Here is a 20,279-nt window from a genome sequence, read left to right on the forward strand (position 1 = left end):
CATGAAACGACAAACCGCAAACCAGACGCTCAAACGTTTGGCCATAGATTTAGCAAGCCATCCCTTCCTCCTTTTCCTAGCCTTTCTAGGAACTATTGCCCAAGTTGCTTTATCGATCTACCTACCTATCTTGATTGGGCAGGTCATTGACCAGGTCCTAGTAGCTGATTCTTCACCAGTTTTTTGGCAGATTTTCATTCAGATGATCTTGGTAGTCATAGGAAATACTCTGGTACAATGGGCCAATCCTCTTCTTTATAATCGTCTAATCTTCTCTTATACCAGAGACTTGCGAGAGCGAATTATCCATAAGCTCCATCGTTTACCGATTGCTTTTGTGGATCGGCAGGGCAGTGGAGAGATGGTCAGTCGTGTGACCACAGACATAGAACAGTTGGCAGCTGGTTTGACCATGATTTTCAATCAATTTTTCATTGGTGTTTTGATGATTTTGGTTAGTATTCTAGCCATGATCCAAATTCACCTTCTCATGACCCTCTTGGTCTTGCTGTTGACGCCCCTGTCCATGGTGATTTCACGCTTTATTGCCAAACGCTCCTATCATCTCTTCCAGAAGCAAACAGGGACCAGGGGGATTCAGACTCAGTTGATTGAAGAATCGCTTAGCCAGCAGACTATTATCCAGTCCTTCAATGCTCAGACAGAGTTTATTCAAAGACTGCACGAGGCGAATGCCAACTACTCAGGCTATTCTCAGTCAGCCATCTTTTATTCCTCAACGGTTAATCCTTCAACTCGCTTTGTCAATGCGCTCATTTATGCTCTTCTAGCTGGAGTAGGAGCTTATCGTATCATGATGGGTTCAACCTTGACCATTGGGCGTTTAGTAACTTTTTTGAACTATGTTCAGCAGTATACCAAGCCCTTTAACGATATTTCTTCAGTGCTAGCTGAGTTGCAAAGTGCTCTCGCTTGCGCAGAACGCATCTATGCTGTCTTAGAAAGTCCAGAGGTGGCTGAAACAGGTAAGGAAGTCTTGACCAGTGACCAAGTTAAGGGAGCCATTTCCTTTAAGCATGTTTCTTTTGGATACAATCCTGAAAGGATCTTGATTAAGGATTTGTCTATCGATATCCCAGCTGGTAGCAAGGTAGCCATCGTTGGTCCGACAGGTGCTGGTAAGTCAACTCTTATCAATCTCCTCATGCGTTTTTATCCTATTAACTCGGGAGATATCTTGTTAGATGGGCAATCCATTTATGATTATACCCGAGCGTCATTGAGACAGCAGTTTGGGATGGTGCTCCAAGAAACCTGGCTCAAGCAAGGAACCATTCATGACAATATTGCCTTTGGAAATCCTGACGCCAGTCGGGAGCAGGTGATTGCTGCCGCAAAAGCAGCCAATGCAGACTTTTTCATCCAACAGTTGCCACAGGGATACGATACTAAGTTGGAAAATGCAGGAGAATCCCTCTCTGTTGGGCAAGCCCAGCTCTTAACTATCGCCCGAGTCTTTCTAGCTATCCCAAAGATTCTTATCTTAGACGAGGCAACTTCCTCCATCGATACACGGACAGAAGTGCTGGTCCAGGATGCCTTTGCCAAACTCATGAAGGGGCGCACAAGCTTTATCATTGCTCACCGTTTGTCAACCATTCAGGATGCGGATTTGATTCTTGTCTTGGTAGATGGTGACATTGTTGAGCATGGTAACCATCAGGATCTCATGGCTAGAAAGGGCAAGTATTACCAAATGCAAAAAGCTTCAGCTTTTAGCTCTGAATAATCCTTTCTATTTTGCAATATTATGGAAAAAAAGTTGCCTTCGGGTGACTTTTTTGTTACAATAGCTAGAAAAATTATTCACTGTAAATTGTCTTATAGAAAAGGAGCCTAGAATGAAAGTCTATCAGCATGTAAATATCGTGACTTGTGACAAAGATTTCCATGTTTATTTGGATGGTGTCTTAGCCGTTAAGGACTCCCAAATTGTCTATGTCGGTCAAGAGGAGCTAGAGATTTTAGAGCAAGCTGAGCAGATTATAGACTATCAGGGAGCCTGGATCATGCCTGGTTTGGTCAATTGCCATACCCATTCAGCTATGACAGGCTTGAGAGGGATCAGAGATGATAGCAATCTCCATGAATGGCTCAATGACTATATCTGGCCAGCAGAAGCAGGCTTTACTCCTGACATGACTACCAAGGCGGTCAAAGAGGCTCTGACAGAGATGCTCCAGTCAGGAACAACAACCTTCAATGATATGTATAATCCCAATGGTGTGGATATTGAAAGAATTTATCAGGCAGTCAAGGCATCTAAGATGCGTTGTTATTTCTCACCGACCCTCTTTTCTTCAGAGACAGAAACGACTGCTGAGACTATAAGCAGAACACGATCCATTATAGAAGAAATCTTAGAATATAAAAATCCAAATTTCAAGGTTATGGTAGCACCCCATTCTCCATACAGTTGTAATCAAGACTTGCTGCAAGCGAGTTTAGACATGGCAAAAGAGCTGAATATTCCTATCCATATCCATGTAGCGGAGACCAAGGAGGAATCAGGAATTATCCTCAAACGATACGGTAAACGCCCCCTCGCCTTTCTAGAAGAACTAGGTTACTTAGATCATCCGTCTGTCTTTGCTCACGGGGTTGAACTAAACGAGAGAGAAATTGAACGCTTGGCAACTTCTCATGTGGCTATCGCCCACAATCCTATCAGTAATCTAAAACTGGCCTCAGGAATCGCTCCAATCATCCAACTCCAAAAAGCAGGAGTAGCAGTGGGAATTGCGACTGACTCGGTTGCTTCCAATAATAATCTAGATATGTTTGAGGAAGGACGGACCGCAGCTCGCTTACAGAAAATGAAGAGTGGAGATGCCAGCCAGTTTCCAATCGAGACAGCCCTTAAGGCACTGACAATCGAAGGGGCTAAGGTTCTAGGAATGGAAAAGCAGATAGGAAGTCTAGAAGTCGGCAAGCAGGCAGATTTTCTGGTTATTCAACCTAAGGGAAAAATCCATCTTCAACCTCAGGAAAATATGCTTTCTCACCTCGTATACGCAGTTAAATCCAGTGATGTTGATGATGTCTATATTGCAGGAGAGCAGGTTGTCAAGCAAGGCAAAGTTTTGACAGTAGAAATTTAAAAAAATTTTAAAAAAGTTTGCAAAAATCTTGCATTCTTTTTTTGTCTATGCTATACTTATATACGGTTTGAAAAAACTGCCTAAGACAGTAGGGGAGCTCGACTCGTAAAGATCCTACCGAGGACAAAACGTATCATGTAAAAAGAAGCGTATTGTACTTTCGTGTCTAGGTTTGGGCGCGTTTTTCTTTTGAAAAAATTCCCCAAGCAAAATAATTACGGAGGTGAACACACTAATGAGTGAAGCAATTATTGCTAAAAAAGCGGAACTAGTTGACGTGGTAGCTGAAAAAATGAAAGCTGCTGCATCTATCGTCGTTGTAGACGCTCGTGGTTTGACAGTTGATCAAGATACAGTTCTTCGTCGTGAGCTTCGTGGAAGCGAAGTTGAGTATAAAGTTATTAAAAACTCAATCTTGCGTCGTGCAGCTGAAAAAGCTGGTCTTGAAGAACTTGCATCAGTATTTGTTGGACCATCTGCAGTAGCATTTTCTAACGAAGATGTTATCGCACCAGCGAAAATCTTGAACGATTTTGCTAAAAACGCTGAAGCACTTGAAATCAAAGGTGGTGCAATCGAAGGCGCTGTCGCATCTAAAGAAGAAATCGTTGCTCTTGCAACTCTTCCAAACCGCGAAGGACTTCTTTCTATGCTCCTTTCTGTACTTCAAGCACCAGTGCGCAACGTTGCTTTTGCAGTCAAAGCGGTTGCAGAAAGCAAAGAAGACGCAGCTTAATCTTAAGCTACGCAGTGTAGCCTAGCTACGAAAAAAACTATTATAAAATTTAAAACTTATTTGGAGGAAATAACAATGGCATTGAACATTGAGAACATTATTACTGAAATTAAAGAAGCTTCAATCCTTGAATTGAACGACCTTGTAAAAGCTATCGAAGAAGAATTTGGTGTAACTGCAGCTGCTCCTGTAGCTGTAGCTGCAGCTGGTGCTGCTGACGCTGGTGCTGCTAAAGACTCATTTGACGTTGAATTGACAGCTGCTGGTGACAAAAAAGTTGGCGTTATCAAAGCTGTACGTGAAATCACTGGTCTTGGACTTAAAGAAGCTAAAGAACTTGTTGATGGTGCACCAGGTGTTATCAAAGAAGGCGTTCCAACTGCAGAGGCTGAAGAAATCAAAGCTAAATTGGAAGAAGCTGGAGCTTCAGTTACTCTTAAATAATAGAGCAACTACATTAGTAGCTTAAAAACATGATTAAACCGCTATTCTTGGGAGTAGCGGTTTTTCTTTTTGTTCGCGAGGGGGCAAAAAAGGGGCAAACTATTATATAGTTTATCTAGGAGACAAACAACTTTTGAATAATAGGCTTTCCATAAAAAATGATCCAAGTTTTTACTCTTCAGGATTTATTTTCTTTCTAGTATCATCATTCCTATTAACAGTAGAAAAGTAAGTTTTTAATTTGTTTATACTCCGGATATTATAATCTCAGTATTAAAGCACTTTATTGAAGGTAATTCTCGAACGGTTTGAGGTAATTTCAATAAAATTTTAAAAGATATTTAAATTTAGTCTTGACCCTGACCTTGGGTAAGGGATTATACTAATAGTAGATAAGAAAGGAGATTACTATGAAAATCAATATGATTCGTTCAGATAAAGTTTATCAAGAGATGTTAGAGCTACCCTTAGAAAAGAGAGAAGGTTGTTTTCGAGCCAAAATATTAGCACCTTTTGCAACAAAATATCAAACGCAACACATTCCTCTGAAAGCGAAGTATCCTGGAGGATTTGATGCCTTGTTCCTGCTTGGCTTTATGAATCAGTTGCCCGCAACTCTCTCAGAAAAGGATAGACCAGCTATCGACGCTCTGAGCTCTGATCAACTCTGGCAGGACTGCCAGGAAACAATCAAGAGGAGTATCGGTCTTTTTAAGCAAGCTGGCTATGATTTAGAGGTTGAGGATTACCATTTTACTATTTTATTGGGCAACCCTGAAAAGGCCATGTTACAGCTCAATAAGGGTTATAGCGGAGATGGTGGAATTCCAGGTTACCTCATGCTTAGTCTGCTACCAAATGACTATACTTTGCCACGTGTGCAAGCGGCACTGGCCCACGAGTGCAATCATAATGTCCGCTTCCAATTTATCAAATGGAACCAGCAGACGACATTAGCAGACTGGGTAGTCAGTGAAGGCTTGGCAGAGTCTTTTGCAGCTGAGCTCTATGGCAAAGATCTCATTGGGCCTTGGGTTACTTCAATCAGTCCAGAGCAGTTAGAAGAGATTAAGCCCATCATCTCAAGTCGTCTTCAGCTAACAGGGATGGCGGAAATGGCTCCTTATCTTTACGGTGATGAAATAGCTGAGATACAGGGTCAGATACCAGTCGGTATGCCCTATGCTGCAGGCTATGCCTATGGCTATCATCTGATACAAGCTTATCTGAAAAAGACTGGTAAGAGCATTATTGAGGCTACAGTAACACCGACAGAAGAGATTTTAGCAGCGACAAAAGACTTTTGGAAATGACACTTTTGCTTGCAAATCTGCCAAAACTTGATATAATGAAAGTAGTTTTTGGAGGTGGCTATATGCACTATAAAAGAGTTGAATTAAAAGTCACAAATCAAGGTATCCATGAGTGCAAGATTTTTCAAGGTGTTAAGATTTTTAGTCGCAGTAAATTGTCCAAAGATCAGAAAAGCATTCTGACGCAGAAGATTTACCTGACACCGAAGCAAAATATTGTTTACTATCAACGAACAGATATCAATTATGACCAGAATTGGCAACATCATAAGGACTATTACGAATTAGTTTATGGTCAGTTGGACAGAGAGATTGTCTTTAAGGTTTGTCAAGATTTTGACGAACTAAGTCCTTTTCTGGAAAATGAGCTGCTTGAGAAGCTAAAAGAAAAGCAGTCAACAGGCAAATTTTTTGAAAAGTTAGATATATAAAAATCCGGCTGCTTTTATAGGCAGTCGGATTTCTTTGAGTTCTAGTTTGATAATCTTTCATAAGGGAAAATAGCTCTATTTTTATCATGAACAGCTCACTTAGTTAGAAGTTTTGGAAACAGTATAGTTGAAATCTATGAAGAATAAGTGTATAATCAAGAAAAATGATTGAGTGCTCACTCAATTTTGTAGATGTGTAAAGGAGTTCATACAATGGTTGTTCAAGCAATACAATATAGTCGTTTCGGTGATGAAGAAGTGTTAGATTTAGTGAACATTAAATCTGACGCTTTGAAAGTGAATCAAGTTAGGATAGAAGTTCATGCTGTTGGTTTAAATCCTATTGATTATAAGACTTTTGAAGGTGCAAAGCCACTGCGATTTCTATCTTTTATGACAAAACTAAGGAAGCCAAGTCGTTGGTTTGAGTCAAAATCATCTCTTTTTCCAAGAGGTGTTGGTCGGGATTTTGCTGGAGTTATCATAGAAATTGGTGAAAGAGTAAATAGATTTGCAGTAGGGGATAAGGTTTTTGGAACAATGATCAGTGACCCTGGATTGGGAACCAAGAGGGGAGCTTTGGCAACAGAAATTTGTGTCAATGAATCGGAAATCGTATCGAAACCAGATATGATTGATATGAACCATGCAGCTACTATGGGTGTAGCCTCTCTAACAGTGGGAGGTGCTTTTAGAAAGATTGAGCTAAACTCTAAAGATATTGTAGTGATTTCAGCAGCGGCAGGTGGTATTGGAAGTATTGCAGTACAGTATGCAGTTGCTAAGGGTGCAACAGTTATCGGAATTGCAAGTAAGAAGAATTCAGATTATCTGAAGTCTTTAGGTGCTATACCGGTAGCCTACGAAGAGAACATCCAGAATGCTCTTCTATCAGCAAGTGCAAAGCCAATTACAAAATTCTTGGATTGCTATGGAAGTGATTATGTTAAATTGGCTTTCAGTTTGGGATTGAAGGGCACGGCTATTGGAACGCTAGTACCTTCACCATATGTTATGATAAGAGGAGCTCAGTTCACGGGTCCGAGACATTCCACATATGATGATTTTAGAGTTCTAGCGGAAATGGTCTCAGATGGGAAGGTTCGGCTGAATATTGACCAGGTTTATGATTTTTCTCTAAAGTCTGTTAGAGAGGCATATCGTAGTCTGAAGTCGGGACACACTCGAGGTAAGAAAGTTGTAAAAGTAAGAGAGTAGCAGAGAGGGGCTAGCAATGGATAGTTTAGAACAAAAGTATGCTCAGACATTAGAAAATAGCAACTTGAGTTTAAAACAACGTCAAGTATTATTATCAAGTCTAAAGCTATTTTCAGAAATTAGCTTTGAAAATACAACAGCCAGCCTTATTGCTAAGGAGGCTGGAGTTTCAGAAGGGACCGTTTTTAGTTACTTTAAGACCAAGGAAGGCATCTTAGAGGCTATTCTGTCAACTTTTCTCGAACAGGTTATTCCAGATGTAATTGCTGATTTTTCTGAGAAGAAATTTACAGCAAACCAAGAGTCTTTTCCACTATTTTTAAGAAGTATTGTTCGAGATAGACTAGTTTTCATTCAGGAGAATCAAATGCAAGTTAAAATTCTCTTGAGTCGTTCTTTTATTGATAAAACTATTTCTGACCAGTTAGGGAATGTTATTGTTCGCTCTATCATTAAGCCAATTAGTCCAGTTCTGAATAAGTTTAAAGAAAATGGTGTTATCCGAGATTGGTCAAATGAAAGAATTGTTCGTTATATTCTAGCTTTGAGTCTTTCTTATGCTCTTCCAATGATGTTGAATGATAATGAGGACCTAGACATAGATGAAGCAGTAAATGAAATAGTTGAATGCCTGTCTTTTGCCTTAGTAGAGGTAAAATAAATCTTGATTTTAAGTTTACTATTTTAAATGGTGAGCTTTTTTGAAGCCAACATAAAAATCCCCAATCATAACGATTGAGGATTGAGCAAATGAATTTTAAACAATACCTTGTGCAATCATAGCGTTTGCTACGTTTTCGAAGGCAGCGATATTTGCTCCTGCAAGGTAGTCAGTACCAAGACCGTAAGTTTCAGCGGTTGTTTTAGCTGTGCTGAAGATATTGGTCATGATGTCTTTGAGACGTCCATCAACTTCTTCACGGGTCCATGAGAGGCGAAGGCTGTTTTGGCTCATTTCAAGTGCTGATACAGCTACACCACCAGCGTTGGCAGCTTTGGCAGGCCCGTAAAGGATTCCGTTTTCTTTGTAGACTTTAATCGCATCAAGGTCACTAGGCATGTTAGCACCTTCAGATACACAGATAACGCCTTGAGCAACCAAACGTTTAGCTGCGTCACCATTGATTTCGTTTTGAGTCGCACATGGAAGAGCGATGTCGTAGTTCCCAGCGTAAGTCCATACAGAACCTTCATGGTAAGTAGCAGTGGCTTTTTCAGCAGCGTACTCAGTCAAACGTGCACGACGGCTATTCTTCACATCTGCTAGAAGGTCGAAGTCGATACCATTTTCATCAATGACATAACCATTTGAGTCAGATACAGAGATAACAGTTGCACCAAGTTCAGTTGCTTTTTGAAGAGCATATTGAGCTACGTTACCAGAACCTGAAATCACCACTTTTTTACCAGCAAAACTGTTACCATTAGCTTTGAGCATTTCTTCAGTATAGTAAACCAAACCATAACCAGTTGCTTCTGGACGAATCAAGCTACCACCGAATCCAAGAGGTTTACCAGTCAAGACACCAGCATCAAATTGGTTAAGACGTTTATATTGTCCGTAAAGGTAACCAATTTCACGTCCACCAACACCGATATCGCCAGCTGGGACGTCAAGTGATGGTCCAATGTATTTTTGCAATTCTGTCATAAAGCTTTGGCAGAAGCGCATCACTTCAGCATCAGTCTTTCCTTTAGGATCGAAGTCTGATCCACCTTTACCTCCACCGATTGGAAGTCCAGTCAAAACGTTTTTAAAAATTTGTTCGAAGCCGAGGAATTTCAAAATCCCTTGGTTTACAGTTGGGTGGAAACGAAGTCCGCCTTTATATGGTCCAACAGCTGAGTTGAATTGAACACGGTAACCACGGTTCACTTGGACTTTTCCATCACGGTCAACCCAAGGAACTCGGAAAGAAATCACGCGCTCAGGCTCAGTGATACGTGCCAAGATGTTTTCTTCGATATACTCGGGATGTTTTTCAAATACAGGTTCCAAAGTGCTGAAGAATTCTTCAACCGCCTGGAGAAATTCAGCCTCATGCCCGTTACGAGCTTTCACAGTTGCAAACACGCTTTGGATATAATCTTTAGCAGATGTCATATCGTTCTCCTTTTTGTTGTTATATTTTATTACATGAGCCATTATAGCAGAATTTTTTTTGAGTGTAAAGAAAAAAACAGAAATTTTCTAAAAATTCTTTCAATTTACAAAACCGAACGTTTTAGATAGAAATTAGTTTCTCAAAGAGAAAATTTGAAAGTATGGTATAATATTAGAAATAAAAGGAATCTGGAGGATCAGAATCATGGTATCAACGAAAACACAAATAGCTGGCTTTGAGTTTGACAATTGCTTGATGAACGCAGCAGGTGTAGCTTGTATGACAATAGAGGAACTTGAAGGAGTCAAAAACTCAGCAGCGGGAACCTTTGTCACGAAGACAGCGACCTTGGAATTTCGTCAGGGAAATCCTGAACCACGTTACCAGGATGTTCCACTTGGTTCTATCAACTCCATGGGATTACCAAATAATGGTTTAGACTATTATCTGGACTATCTTTTGGACTTGCAGGAAAAGGAGCCAAACCGTACTTTCTTCCTATCTCTAGTCGGCATGTCTCCAGAGGAAACACATACCATCTTGAAAAAAGTCCAAGAGAGTGAGTTTAAAGGACTGACAGAGCTTAATCTCTCTTGTCCAAATGTTCCAGGAAAACCTCAGATTGCCTATGATTTTGAGACAACAGACCGTATCTTGGCAGAAGTCTTTGCCTACTTTACCAAACCTCTTGGGATTAAATTGCCACCTTATTTTGATATTGTTCACTTTGACCAAGCAGCAGCTATTTTCAACAAATATCCGCTCAAGTTTGTTAACTGTGTGAACTCTATCGGAAACGGCCTTTATATAGAAGACGAGTCGGTCGTGATTCGTCCTAAAAATGGTTTTGGTGGCATTGGTGGAGAGTATATCAAACCGACTGCTCTTGCTAATGTGCACGCCTTTTATCAACGCTTAAATCCTCAAATCCAAATCATCGGAACGGGTGGCGTCTTGACAGGTCGTGATGCCTTTGAACATATCCTTTGTGGTGCTAGTATGGTACAGGTGGGAACCACCCTTCATAAGGAAGGCGTCTGTGCTTTTGATCGCATTACCAATGAACTAAAAGCAATCATGACGGAAAAAGGGTACGAAAACCTAGAAGATTTCCGTGGGAAATTGCGCTATATTGATTAAAGTTAGTAAAAAATCAGAAGAAAGGAGAGAAGATGCTAGCCATAGAAGAGAGTCAAAAGGTATCTTTATCAAACTTATCTAGCCTGACCTTATTTACAGGTTCGGACCAAGGTCAGTTTGAAGTTATGAAGGATCAGGTGCTGAAACAGATCGGCTATGATCCAGCCGACCTTAATTTTGCCTACTTTGACATGAAAGAAGTAGCTTATAAAGACTTAGAGTTGGAGTTGGTCAGTCTCCCTTTCTTTGCGGATGAGAAAATCGTGATATTAGACCATTTTGTCGATATCACAACAGCCAAAAAACGCTTTTTAACAGATGATGAGCTCAAGTCATTTGAGGAATACCTTGACAATCCTTCACCGACGACTAAACTTTTGATTTTTGCAGAAGGAAAACTGGATAGCAAAAGACGGTTGGTCAAACTGCTCAAACGAGATGCGACTGTCTTTGACGCTATTGAACCCAAGGAACAAGAGATTCGTCAGTATTTCCGAAAATGGAGTCAGACACAAGGTTTGCAGTTTGAGGGGCAGTCCTTTGAAAATCTACTCATCAAGTCCGGTTTTCAATTTAGTGAAATCCAGAAAAACCTCCTTTTTTTACAGTCTTATAAATCAGACGGCATGATTGAGGAGAAGGATATTGTCGAGGCTATTCCAAAGACTTTGCAGGACAATATTTTTGATTTGACTCAGTTTATTTTAGCTAAGAAGATTGACCAGGCGCGTGACTTGGTTAGAGATTTGACCTTACAAGGGGAGGACGAAATCAAGCTCATAGCGGTCATGTTAGGGCAGTTTCGTACCTTTGCCCAAGTGAAGATTTTATCAGAAGCTGGTCAGACGGAATCACAGATTGCAAGTAGTCTGGGAACTTACTTGGGGCGCAATCCTAATCCTTATCAAATCAAGTTTGCACTGAGAGATTCGAGAGGGATTTCTTTGAGTTTTCTCAAGCGAGCGATTTCTTATTTGATTGAAACAGACTACCAGATTAAGACAGGTGTCTATGAAAAAGGCTACCTTTTTGAGAGAGCGCTGTTACAGATATCTAGCCAAGCGTAATGAGCATAAAACTTGAAAAAAGAGGATGATTGCGTTATCATCTTCATATAGAAAGAAAAAGAGGTATTACAGATGGCTATTATCTTACCAGACCTTCCATACGCATATGACGCTTTGGAACCATACATCGATGCAGAAACAATGCACTTGCACCATGACAAGCACCATCAAACTTATGTCAACAATGCTAATGCAGCTCTTGAAAAACACCCTGAAATCGGTGAAGACCTTGAAGCTTTGCTTGCTGATGTAGACTCTATCCCAGCTGATATCCGCCAAGCGCTTATCAATAACGGTGGGGGACACTTGAACCACGCTCTTTTCTGGGAATTGATGACTCCTGAAAAAACAGCTCCTTCAGCAGAACTTGCAGCAGCAATCGACGCAACATTTGGCTCATTTGAAGAGTTCCAAGTAGCCTTTACAGCAGCAGCTACAACTCGCTTCGGTTCTGGATGGGCATGGTTGGTTGTCAACAAAGAAGGGAAGCTTGAAGTAACTTCAACAGCAAACCAAGACACACCAATCTCAGAAGGTAAAAAACCAATCTTGGGCTTGGACGTTTGGGAACATGCTTACTACGTGAAATACCGCAATGTGCGTCCTGACTACATCAAAGCTTTCTTCTCAGTCATCAACTGGAACAAAGTAAATGAGCTTTATTCAGCAGCTAAATAAAAAATAGGAAGGGAAGAGCCAATCTTCTCTTTTTGGTTTATATGGCAGAAGTCTGACAAAATCGTCAGACTTTTTTCATTTTTATGAGAAATGTGCTAATTGCTAGAAATTATGGTAAAATAGAGTGTTAAGTAATCGTGGAAAAGGAAGACTATGCGTAAAGAAATTGCACCTGAATTATACAACTATAACAAGTTTCCTGGCCCAGAATTTCATGTAAATGGGGATAAGGTTGAGACTGAAGGGATTGCTTTTACCTTGGTTGAAAATATCAAGGATGCCTTCGATGTGACAGTCTTTAATCAACGCTTCTCAGAAGTGTTGACCAAATTTGATTATGTCGTGGGGGACTGGAGCAATGAACAGCTCCGTTTACGTGGCTTTTACAAAGACGATCGAACAGAGGAAAAAATTGAAAAGATTAGTCGGTTACAGGACTATCTTTTGGAGTATTGTAGTTATGGTTGTGCCTATTTTGTCCTAGAAAATCAAGCACCTAAGCGGGCTTCATTTGACAAGAAAATGCGTAAAAAAGAGGAGGAGAACCTTTCTAGAAGAGGCAAGAAACCTTCGCAAAACAAGAGAAAACCAAATGCGGATAAGCGAAATAGACGTCGTCATAAGGACCAAAAGTCTCAGAAAGAGGACAAGGGACAGCGCCATTTTGTCATTCGTCAGAAATAGCTAGAGAATAAGGAGAAGAGATGAAACCGTCTATTTATAGTTTAACACGTCAAACAATGCAAGAATGGGTATTAGAACAGGGAGAAAAGAAATTCCGAGCAGATCAAATCTGGGAATGGCTCTACCGTAAACGTGTCCAGTCATTTGAAGAAATGACCAACCTTTCCAAGGATTTGATTGCTAAACTCAATGACCAGTTTGTCGTAAATCCTTTGAAACAACGGATTGTACAAGAGTCAGCTGACGGTACTGTTAAGTATCTTTTCGAGTTGCCAGATGGCATGTTGATTGAGACAGTACTCATGCGTCAACACTACGGTTTGTCAGTCTGTGTGACCACTCAGGTTGGCTGTAATATTGGTTGTACCTTCTGTGCATCAGGCTTGATCAAGAAGCAACGTGACCTCAATAATGGGGAAATCGTAGCGCAGATCATGCTAGTTCAGAAATACTTTGATGAACGTGGTCAGGATGAACGTGTCAGCCATATCGTTGTCATGGGAATTGGTGAACCATTTGATAACTACAACAATGTTTTGAATTTTGTCCGTACCATCAATGATGACAAGGGGATGGCTATCGGTGCTCGTCACATCACAGTTTCAACTTCAGGTTTGGCCCATAAAATTCGTGACTTTGCTAATGAAGGCGTACAGGTTAATCTGGCTGTTTCCCTTCACGCACCCAATAATGAATTGCGCTCAAGCATCATGAAGATTAACCGTGCCTTTCCGATAGAAAAGCTTTTTGCAGCTATTGAGTACTATATCGAAATAACTAATCGCCGTGTGACCTTTGAATACATCATGCTCAATGAAGTCAACGACGGTGTTGAACAAGCCTTGGAGCTGGCGGAATTGCTCAAAAATATCAAGAAATTGTCTTATGTAAACTTGATTCCCTATAACCCAGTTAGTGAACACGACCAATATAGCCGTAGTCCTAAAGAGCGCGTGATGGCCTTCTACGATACCCTCAAGAAAAAAGGGGTCAACTGTGTTGTTCGTCAAGAACATGGTACAGATATTGATGCAGCTTGTGGACAATTACGCTCCAATACAATGAAACGTGATCGCCAGAAGGCAGTCGCAGCGGTAAATCCATAAAATGACTAAAAAAAGAGAATTAATCTTAAGATTGGGAGTGGCTGTTTACAGCCTTTGCATTGTCTGTTTTTGCTTCACTCCCCAACCTCAGCTTCCTACAGGAGTGGAAACTCCAGGTATTCAAACTTTTGGACGCCTGGTTTTTCTTTTAACTCCCTTAAACTCCCTTTGGAATCTGGGTGAAGTGACCAGTTTGGGACAAGTCCTTTGGATCTTTTTGCAGAACATTTTAAATGTCTTCTTGCTTTTCCCACTAGTCTTTCAACTGATCTATCTCTGTCCAAATTTACGACAAACGAAAAAAATCCTATTTCTCAGTTTTCTTCTGAGCTTAGGAATTGAATGTACGCAGCTGGTCTTAGACTTTTTCTTTGATTTTAATCGGGTCTTTGAGATTGATGATTTGTGGACCAATACCTTGGGTGGCTATCTGGCTTGGGTCCTCTATAAAGGACTGCATAAAAACAAGATAAGGAATTAGAATGAGTATTTTAGAAGTTAAAAATTTAAGTCACGGTTTTGGTGACCGTGCAATTTTTGAAGATGTGTCTTTCCGTCTCCTCAAGGGAGAGCATATCGGTCTAGTTGGTGCTAACGGTGAAGGGAAATCAACCTTTATGAGCATTGTGACTGGTAAGATGTTGCCAGATGAAGGGAAGGTGGAGTGGTCAAAATATGTGACTGCTGGCTATCTGGATCAGCACGCTGTGCTAAAGGAAGGTCAAACCGTGCGTGATGTCTTGCGGACAGCCTTTGATGAGCTATTTAAAGCAGAAGCTCGTATCAATGACCTCTATATGGAAATGGCAGAGGACGGAGCAGATATTGACGCGCTAATGGAAGAAGTTGGCGAACTCCAAGACCGTTTGGAGAGTCGAGATTTCTATACTTTGGATGCTAAGATTGATGAAGTAGCGCGTGCCCTCGGTGTCATGGACTATGGCATGGATACAGATGTAACAGCCTTATCAGGTGGACAAAGAACCAAGGTGCTTTTGGCTAAACTCCTCCTTGAAAAACCAGATATTTTGCTGCTTGACGAGCCAACCAACTACTTGGATGCTGAACACATTGACTGGCTCAAGCGTTATCTCCAAAACTATGAGAATGCCTTTGTCCTTATTTCGCATGATATTCCTTTCCTCAACGACGTAATCAATATCGTCTACCATGTGGAAAATCAACAGTTGACTCGTTACTCTGGTGACTACTACCAGTTCCAAGAAGTCTATGCCATGAAGAAATCTCAGTTGGAAGCAGCCTACGAACGTCAACAGAAAGAAATTGCCGACCTCAAGGACTTTGTCGCTCGAAACAAAGCGCGTGTCGCAACGCGTAATATGGCCATGTCCCGTCAAAAGAAACTCGACAAGATGGATATCATTGAACTCCAAAGCGAGAAACCAAAGCCATCCTTTGATTTTAAACCGGCTCGTACTCCTGGTCGCTTTATTTTCCAAGCTAAGGACTTGCAGATTGGTTATGACCGTCCACTTACCAAACCATTAAACCTCACCTTTGAACGCAATCAAAAGGTTGCCATTATTGGAGCCAATGGTATCGGGAAAACAACTCTCTTGAAGTCTCTCTTGGGAATTATTCCGCCAATCGCTGGGGAGGTTGAACGCGGTGATTACCTAGAACTTGGTTACTTTGAACAGGAAGTAGAAGGTGGCAATCGTCAAACACCACTAGAGGCTGTCTGGAATGCCTTTCCTTCCCTTAACCAAGCAGAAGTCCGTGCGGCCCTTGCCCGCTGTGGGTTGACGACTAAGCACATTGAAAGCCAAATTCAGGTCTTGTCAGGTGGAGAACAGGCCAAGGTGCGTTTCTGTCTCTTGATGAACCGTGAAAACAACGTCTTAGTGTTGGACGAGCCGACTAACCACTTGGATGTAGATGCCAAGGAAGAACTCAAACGGGCGCTTAAAGAATACAAAGGAAGCATTCTTATGGTTTGCCACGAACCAGACTTCTATGAAGGCTGGATGGACCAAATCTGGGACTTTAACAAGCTAACTTAAAAGCAGTAAAAAAGCCAAGTCGAAATGACTTGGCTTTTTTGACTAGTAATTTAAATAGTTTTCAACTTCAGATTTCTCAATTTCTTTACCGTAGTGGCAAATCGGACAAGAAACGAAGTAACTTTTACCATAAGGGAAAAGTGGAATCCAGTAGAGGGTGAACTTGCGCCCAGTTTCTACGATCTCCCAAGTGTCGACATTGTTACAGTGACCACATTCGATCGCAGTTTGCGTATGTCCCAAATCTTTCTGATAACCTTTAGAACCCCAAAATAAAATCATGTCATCGTCTCCTTATCTGTTGATGGCTTATTTTTTGCTGAAGTCGTAGTCTTTCACCACTTCTATACTATCAATGGTGATAGCAGACGTTGGTTTATCTTTCTCATCTTTTTCAGCCTTGGCAATCTTGTCAACAACGTCCATACCATCGATGACTTGACCAAAGACGGGGTGTTTGCCGTCTAGACTAGGATTTCCGCCCTCTTTATAGGCTTCGATGATTTTCTTTGGATACTTGCTAGTAGGAAGTTTAGCAGAAATATCTGTTGAGTTTTGGTTGATGAAGAACTGGCTACCGTTGGTGTTTGATTGACCAGTATTAGCCATAGCAAGGGCTCCTCGGATATTGTATAGGTAAGGAGAGATTTCATTTTTGAAACCAGTTCCCTTGTCCTTTGTTTTATCCTTATCATGCCAGATAGATTGGCCGCCTGTACCATCTCCCTTAGGATCTCCAGTTTGGACCATAAAGCCATCAATGACACGGTGGAAGGTGATGCCGTTATAATAGCCTTCCTTAGCGTGAGTGAGGAAGTTTTCAACTGCTAGTGGTGCTAGTTTTGGAAAGAGTTTGATGCGGATATCGCCTTGATTTGTGTGTAAAATGACCTCAGCTTCGTCTTCAGCAACTTCCTTAGAAAGTTGAGGGAAGTTGGCATTTTCATTGGTCAAAGCGTCATTCAAATCTTTGGCAGCCTGAGCAGCCGCTTTTGAGCTTTCTTCAGCTGAGATACTGGAGTCGACATATTCATCACCACGGAGACCACGTTGGATACTAGTACATCCAGCAAGGGCTACAGTTGATAGTAAAAGAAGGGTTGCTAGTTTTTTCATTGTTAACCTCTCAAAAATTCATTTCTACCATTGTACCTTAAAAGGAGTTTGATTTCAAATTTTAAAATGAGGTTATTTTGCTAATACATGTAATTTTATAGCTTGACTTACTCCATTTTGTTCATTAGAGTATGTTACTGCATTTGCACAGTCTTTGACATCTGTAGGAGCATTTCCCATTGCAATACCGAGACCTGCGGTTTCAATCATGGGAATATCATTATAATTGTCACCCAAGGTCATAATCTCCTTGAGAGGAATTTGATAATAGTTAGCCAATTCTAACAGAGCCTGTTTTTTAGATACTTGATTATGTGTGACTTCAAGATAGTTATCCTTGGAGAGATAAAAGTCGGTTTGAGGGAAATCCATAATGGATAAGATGTTTTGTAGTTTCTGTATAGTGTCTGCCTTATCAATTAATAATAGTTTATGAACAAGAGTATGTTCCTCTCTTATAAAATCTGTTATAGATGTAACTTTTGGACTTTCTCCAGTAATGTTAGCTTCGATTTGTACCCATTTATCTAAAGTATTAACAAACCAATCTTGTCCAGAATAAACATTGATAGAAACTGTCGGAAATTCTCTTTTTAAAAAATCATGAAGAAATGCCAATTCTTTTTTATCAATAGAATGCTGACTTAGAACCTCATCCCCCTTACTGATTAGGGCACCATTATAGCATGCAATTGGAAAGTCGGAAATTCCTAGTTTTCTAGAAATTGGAGCAATACCGAGAGGAGAGCGAGCAGAAGCTAAGACAAAAGGGATTTCTTTTTGTTTTAAAATTGGCATCAGTTCAGGCAAATAAGAGTCTATCTGGTGATTTTTGTCTAAAATTGTTCCGTCAATATCGCTTATAATCAATTTAATATTTCTCATAGCTTCCTCCCTTTTAAAATAGAATAGTTGTTTTGCCATCTAAAGATCGCTGAATTTCTATATCGGGTTCTTTGTCTGTAATCCAATAATCAAAATCAGCTAGTTCAGACAGAATAAAGTGAGAGTGTTTGCTTATTTTACTGGTTTCAGCCAGTAAGACACGAGTTTTGCTTGTTTTAAATGCTCTCTTTTTCATTAGAACATCTTCTTGGTCTTCAAAACTAACTTGACCATCTGAAAGACTTGCAGCTCCAAAAAAAGCTAAATCAAACTTAATAGAGTTTAAAATGTCCGATTCTTCTAGAGAGTAATAGAAACGATTCTTTTTATGAAACTTTCCGCCTAGAATGTGAAAATCGACATTTTCTTTTCCTCCTAGAATAAGCGCATTATCTAATGAATGACTGAAAATACTAACTTCTTTCTCAAGTATTTTAGCTAATTCTAGTACAGTTGTTGAAACATCAAAGAATAGTAGGTCTCCATTAGAAATGAGTTCCTTTGCTAGAGAGGCGATTTTCTCTTTTTCTTTGGAAGATTGTTCTCTCCTGTCTTTAAAGCCTAGTATAGGCTGTTTCTTTATTGATAGCAATCCTCCGTGAGTTCTTTGTGCTCTATTTTCCTTTGCAAGAATAGAAAAATCTCTGCGGACGGTATCTTTGGATACTTGGAAATAGTCAACCATTTCTTTTGCTGAAAGGCTTCCTCTCTCTTCTAAAAGTGTTATGATTTCTTCTAATCGTTGTGCTTGGTACATAAATTCACCTGCTTTCTGACTCTATTTTACTCTTTTTTGCAAGTCGAATCAAGCGTTTATAAGTTTTTTTAATTTAAAATCAATTTATTTAAGTTTTTTGTGGCAAATCTGAAAAAATAAAAACTCTGTCAAGTTTTTTTCTTGACACCTGTCAGAAATCTGCTATAATAGAACATGTGCTAAATAGCTCAGCTATTTCACCGAAATAAAAAAATAAGAAAAGAGACATTAAAAAATGGCAGTTAAAATCCGTTTGACTCGTATGGGTTCTAAGAAAAAACCTTTCTACCGTATCAACGTAGCAGACTCACGTTCACCACGTGACGGACGTTTCATCGAAACAGTTGGTACTTACAACCCACTTGTTGCTGAAAACCAAGTAACTTTGAAAGAAGACCGCGTTCTTGCATGGTTGGCTGATGGAGCTCAACCTTCAGATACAGTTCGCAACATCCTTTCAAAAGAAGGCGTATTGAAAAAATTCCACGATTCTAAATTCTCAAAATAAGTTTAAAGTAGGTTGACAGATGGATACGATTGAAAATCTCATTATTGCGATTGTGAAACCTTTGATTTCACAACCTGATGCCTTAACTATCAAGATTGAAGACACACCAGAGTTTTTGGAGTATCACTTGGATCTTGACCAAAGCGATGTCGGTCGTGTTATCGGTCGTAAGGGTCGCACTATCTCAGCGATAAGAACGATTGTCTACTCTGTCCCAACTGAAGACAAGAAAGTAAGAATCGTTATCGATGAAAAATAAAAAAGCGGGACAGAAGTGTACTGACCCCAAAAAGTTAGACAAATAATTTATCCAAAGGATTTAGTTCTGTACTGCACGGGACTAAGTCCTTTTAGTTTTACCTTAATTCGTTTGTTGTTGTAATAATCAATATAGTCTACAATGACTTGTTCCAATTGCTTAAGTGACTGAAACGACTTCTCATAACCGTAAAACATCTCCGACTTCAAAATATCAAAGAAGGACTCCATCATACCGTTGTCTGGGCTGTTACCTTTACGTGACATAGATGGCTGAATTCCCTTACTCTCTAAAAACCTGTGATAAAAATCGTGTTGGTGTTGCCAGCCCTGGTCGCTGTGTAAAATGGTATTTTCATAGTGTTTCTCTGTGAATGCCTGTTCTAACATACTCTTCACTTGTTCTAAGTTTGGTGAAGTTGAAAGATTATAGGCGATAATTTCGCTATTAAAGCCATCTAAAACTGGTGATAAGTAAAGCTTTTGAGTACTTGCTGGAATGGCAAACTCCGTTACATCTGTATAGCACTTTTCCATTGGTTTGGTTGCTTCAAACTGGAGTTGAATGAGATTATCTGCTTTCTTGCCAATCTCTCCTCGGTAGGAAGAATACTTCCGTTTACGACGAATTCGAGCCGTTAGACCAAGGACCGTCATCAGACGTTGAACTTTCTTATGATTCACTAC

At 40.2% G+C, this 20,279-nt stretch carries 23 protein-coding genes and 1 other annotated feature; of the genes, 17 read left to right on the plus strand and 6 right to left on the minus strand.

Annotated features, from left to right (window positions below):
- The first annotated feature begins 1 nt into the window (after position 1).
- The 8 genes from AC4ME5_RS07425 to AC4ME5_RS07460 all read left to right on the plus strand — a co-directional run bounded on the left by AC4ME5_RS07425 (position 2) and on the right by AC4ME5_RS07460 (position 7,925).
- Positions 2-1,750, plus strand: coding sequence for an ABC transporter ATP-binding protein (locus AC4ME5_RS07425; RefSeq protein WP_491800421.1), 1,749 nt, complete (start codon positions 2-4; stop codon positions 1,748-1,750).
- 112 nt (positions 1,751-1,862) lie between these two features.
- The gene (locus AC4ME5_RS07430) at positions 1,863-3,122 is read left to right on the plus strand and encodes a TRZ/ATZ family protein (RefSeq protein ID WP_491800422.1); all 1,260 of its coding nucleotides are present in this window, start codon (positions 1,863-1,865) and stop codon (positions 3,120-3,122) included.
- Between the two features lie 61 nt (positions 3,123-3,183).
- Positions 3,184-3,319, plus strand: a sequence feature (ribosomal protein L10 leader region).
- A gap of 38 nt (positions 3,320-3,357) precedes the next feature.
- Positions 3,358-3,858: a 50S ribosomal protein L10 gene (gene rplJ / locus AC4ME5_RS07435; RefSeq protein ID WP_045617357.1), complete on the plus strand. Its 501-nt coding sequence runs from the start codon at positions 3,358-3,360 to the stop codon at positions 3,856-3,858.
- Positions 3,859-3,933: 75 nt separating this feature from the next.
- Positions 3,934-4,302 (plus strand): 50S ribosomal protein L7/L12, encoded by a 369-nt coding sequence (rplL, locus tag AC4ME5_RS07440; protein ID WP_096421995.1) that lies wholly within the window; start codon positions 3,934-3,936, stop codon positions 4,300-4,302.
- 410 nt (positions 4,303-4,712) lie between these two features.
- The gene (locus AC4ME5_RS07445; RefSeq protein ID WP_007522243.1) at positions 4,713-5,615 is read left to right on the plus strand and encodes a DUF2268 domain-containing putative Zn-dependent protease; all 903 of its coding nucleotides are present in this window, start codon (positions 4,713-4,715) and stop codon (positions 5,613-5,615) included.
- 62 nt (positions 5,616-5,677) lie between these two features.
- The gene (locus AC4ME5_RS07450) at positions 5,678-6,046 is read left to right on the plus strand and encodes an EXLDI protein (protein ID WP_045617978.1); all 369 of its coding nucleotides are present in this window, start codon (positions 5,678-5,680) and stop codon (positions 6,044-6,046) included.
- A gap of 213 nt (positions 6,047-6,259) precedes the next feature.
- The gene (locus AC4ME5_RS07455; protein ID WP_491800423.1) at positions 6,260-7,264 is read left to right on the plus strand and encodes an NADP-dependent oxidoreductase; all 1,005 of its coding nucleotides are present in this window, start codon (positions 6,260-6,262) and stop codon (positions 7,262-7,264) included.
- A 16-nt stretch (positions 7,265-7,280) separates the two neighbouring features.
- Positions 7,281-7,925: a TetR/AcrR family transcriptional regulator gene (locus AC4ME5_RS07460; protein WP_491800424.1), complete on the plus strand. Its 645-nt coding sequence runs from the start codon at positions 7,281-7,283 to the stop codon at positions 7,923-7,925.
- 96 nt (positions 7,926-8,021) lie between these two features.
- Here AC4ME5_RS07460 and gdhA read toward each other — a convergent pair whose 3' ends face one another.
- Positions 8,022-9,368, minus strand: a complete 1,347-nt coding sequence (gene gdhA, locus AC4ME5_RS07465) for an NADP-specific glutamate dehydrogenase (RefSeq protein ID WP_491800425.1) — start codon at positions 9,366-9,368, stop codon at positions 8,022-8,024.
- Positions 9,369-9,573: 205 nt separating this feature from the next.
- On the opposite strand from gdhA, the gene AC4ME5_RS07470 reads away from it, so the two are divergent.
- From AC4ME5_RS07470 to AC4ME5_RS07500, 7 genes are all read left to right on the plus strand, one after another.
- Positions 9,574-10,509, plus strand: coding sequence for a dihydroorotate oxidase (locus tag AC4ME5_RS07470; RefSeq protein ID WP_491800426.1), 936 nt, complete (start codon positions 9,574-9,576; stop codon positions 10,507-10,509).
- Positions 10,510-10,541: 32 nt separating this feature from the next.
- On the plus strand, positions 10,542-11,576 hold the full coding sequence (gene holA / locus AC4ME5_RS07475) for a DNA polymerase III subunit delta (protein WP_491800427.1): 1,035 nt from the start codon (positions 10,542-10,544) through the stop codon (positions 11,574-11,576).
- 72 nt (positions 11,577-11,648) lie between these two features.
- Positions 11,649-12,254, plus strand: coding sequence for a superoxide dismutase (gene sodA, locus AC4ME5_RS07480; RefSeq protein WP_247945194.1), 606 nt, complete (start codon positions 11,649-11,651; stop codon positions 12,252-12,254).
- Between the two features lie 153 nt (positions 12,255-12,407).
- Entirely contained in the window at positions 12,408-12,938 is a 531-nt protein-coding gene (locus AC4ME5_RS07485) for a YutD family protein (RefSeq protein WP_247945193.1), read from the plus strand.
- Positions 12,939-12,958: 20 nt separating this feature from the next.
- Positions 12,959-14,044 (plus strand): dual-specificity RNA methyltransferase RlmN, encoded by a 1,086-nt coding sequence (rlmN, locus tag AC4ME5_RS07490; protein WP_491800428.1) that lies wholly within the window; start codon positions 12,959-12,961, stop codon positions 14,042-14,044.
- A gap of 1 nt (position 14,045) precedes the next feature.
- A complete protein-coding gene (locus AC4ME5_RS07495; protein WP_096422027.1) occupies positions 14,046-14,525 on the plus strand; it encodes a VanZ family protein in 480 nt (159 codons plus the stop codon).
- Between the two features lies 1 nt (position 14,526).
- Positions 14,527-16,068 carry an ABC-F family ATP-binding cassette domain-containing protein gene (locus AC4ME5_RS07500; protein ID WP_096422029.1) on the plus strand — a complete coding sequence of 514 codons (1,542 nt, stop codon included), beginning with the start codon at positions 14,527-14,529 and terminating at the stop codon, positions 16,066-16,068.
- 42 nt (positions 16,069-16,110) lie between these two features.
- Here AC4ME5_RS07500 and AC4ME5_RS07505 read toward each other — a convergent pair whose 3' ends face one another.
- The 4 genes from AC4ME5_RS07505 to AC4ME5_RS07520 all read right to left on the minus strand — a co-directional run bounded on the left by AC4ME5_RS07505 (position 16,111) and on the right by AC4ME5_RS07520 (position 18,826).
- Positions 16,111-16,350, minus strand: coding sequence for a zinc-ribbon domain-containing protein (locus AC4ME5_RS07505; protein WP_000600214.1), 240 nt, complete (start codon positions 16,348-16,350; stop codon positions 16,111-16,113).
- A 27-nt stretch (positions 16,351-16,377) separates the two neighbouring features.
- The gene (locus AC4ME5_RS07510; RefSeq protein ID WP_084939105.1) at positions 16,378-17,184 is read right to left on the minus strand and encodes a peptidylprolyl isomerase; all 807 of its coding nucleotides are present in this window, start codon (positions 17,182-17,184) and stop codon (positions 16,378-16,380) included.
- 72 nt (positions 17,185-17,256) lie between these two features.
- Positions 17,257-18,069, minus strand: a complete 813-nt coding sequence (locus AC4ME5_RS07515; RefSeq protein WP_033606116.1) for a Cof-type HAD-IIB family hydrolase — start codon at positions 18,067-18,069, stop codon at positions 17,257-17,259.
- A 13-nt stretch (positions 18,070-18,082) separates the two neighbouring features.
- Entirely contained in the window at positions 18,083-18,826 is a 744-nt protein-coding gene (locus AC4ME5_RS07520; RefSeq protein ID WP_045617342.1) for a DeoR/GlpR family DNA-binding transcription regulator, read from the minus strand.
- A 235-nt stretch (positions 18,827-19,061) separates the two neighbouring features.
- On the opposite strand from AC4ME5_RS07520, the gene rpsP reads away from it, so the two are divergent.
- A complete protein-coding gene (rpsP, locus tag AC4ME5_RS07525; RefSeq protein WP_000268760.1) occupies positions 19,062-19,334 on the plus strand; it encodes a 30S ribosomal protein S16 in 273 nt (90 codons plus the stop codon).
- 19 nt (positions 19,335-19,353) lie between these two features.
- The gene (gene kphA / locus AC4ME5_RS07530; protein WP_000379617.1) at positions 19,354-19,593 is read left to right on the plus strand and encodes an RNA-binding protein KphA; all 240 of its coding nucleotides are present in this window, start codon (positions 19,354-19,356) and stop codon (positions 19,591-19,593) included.
- A 47-nt stretch (positions 19,594-19,640) separates the two neighbouring features.
- Here kphA and AC4ME5_RS07535 read toward each other — a convergent pair.
- A partial coding sequence (locus AC4ME5_RS07535) for an IS3 family transposase (RefSeq protein ID WP_491800429.1) occupies positions 19,641-20,279 on the minus strand: 639 nt, incomplete at its 5' end.

The sequence above is a fragment of the Streptococcus sp. A69 genome, assembly GCF_058556195.1.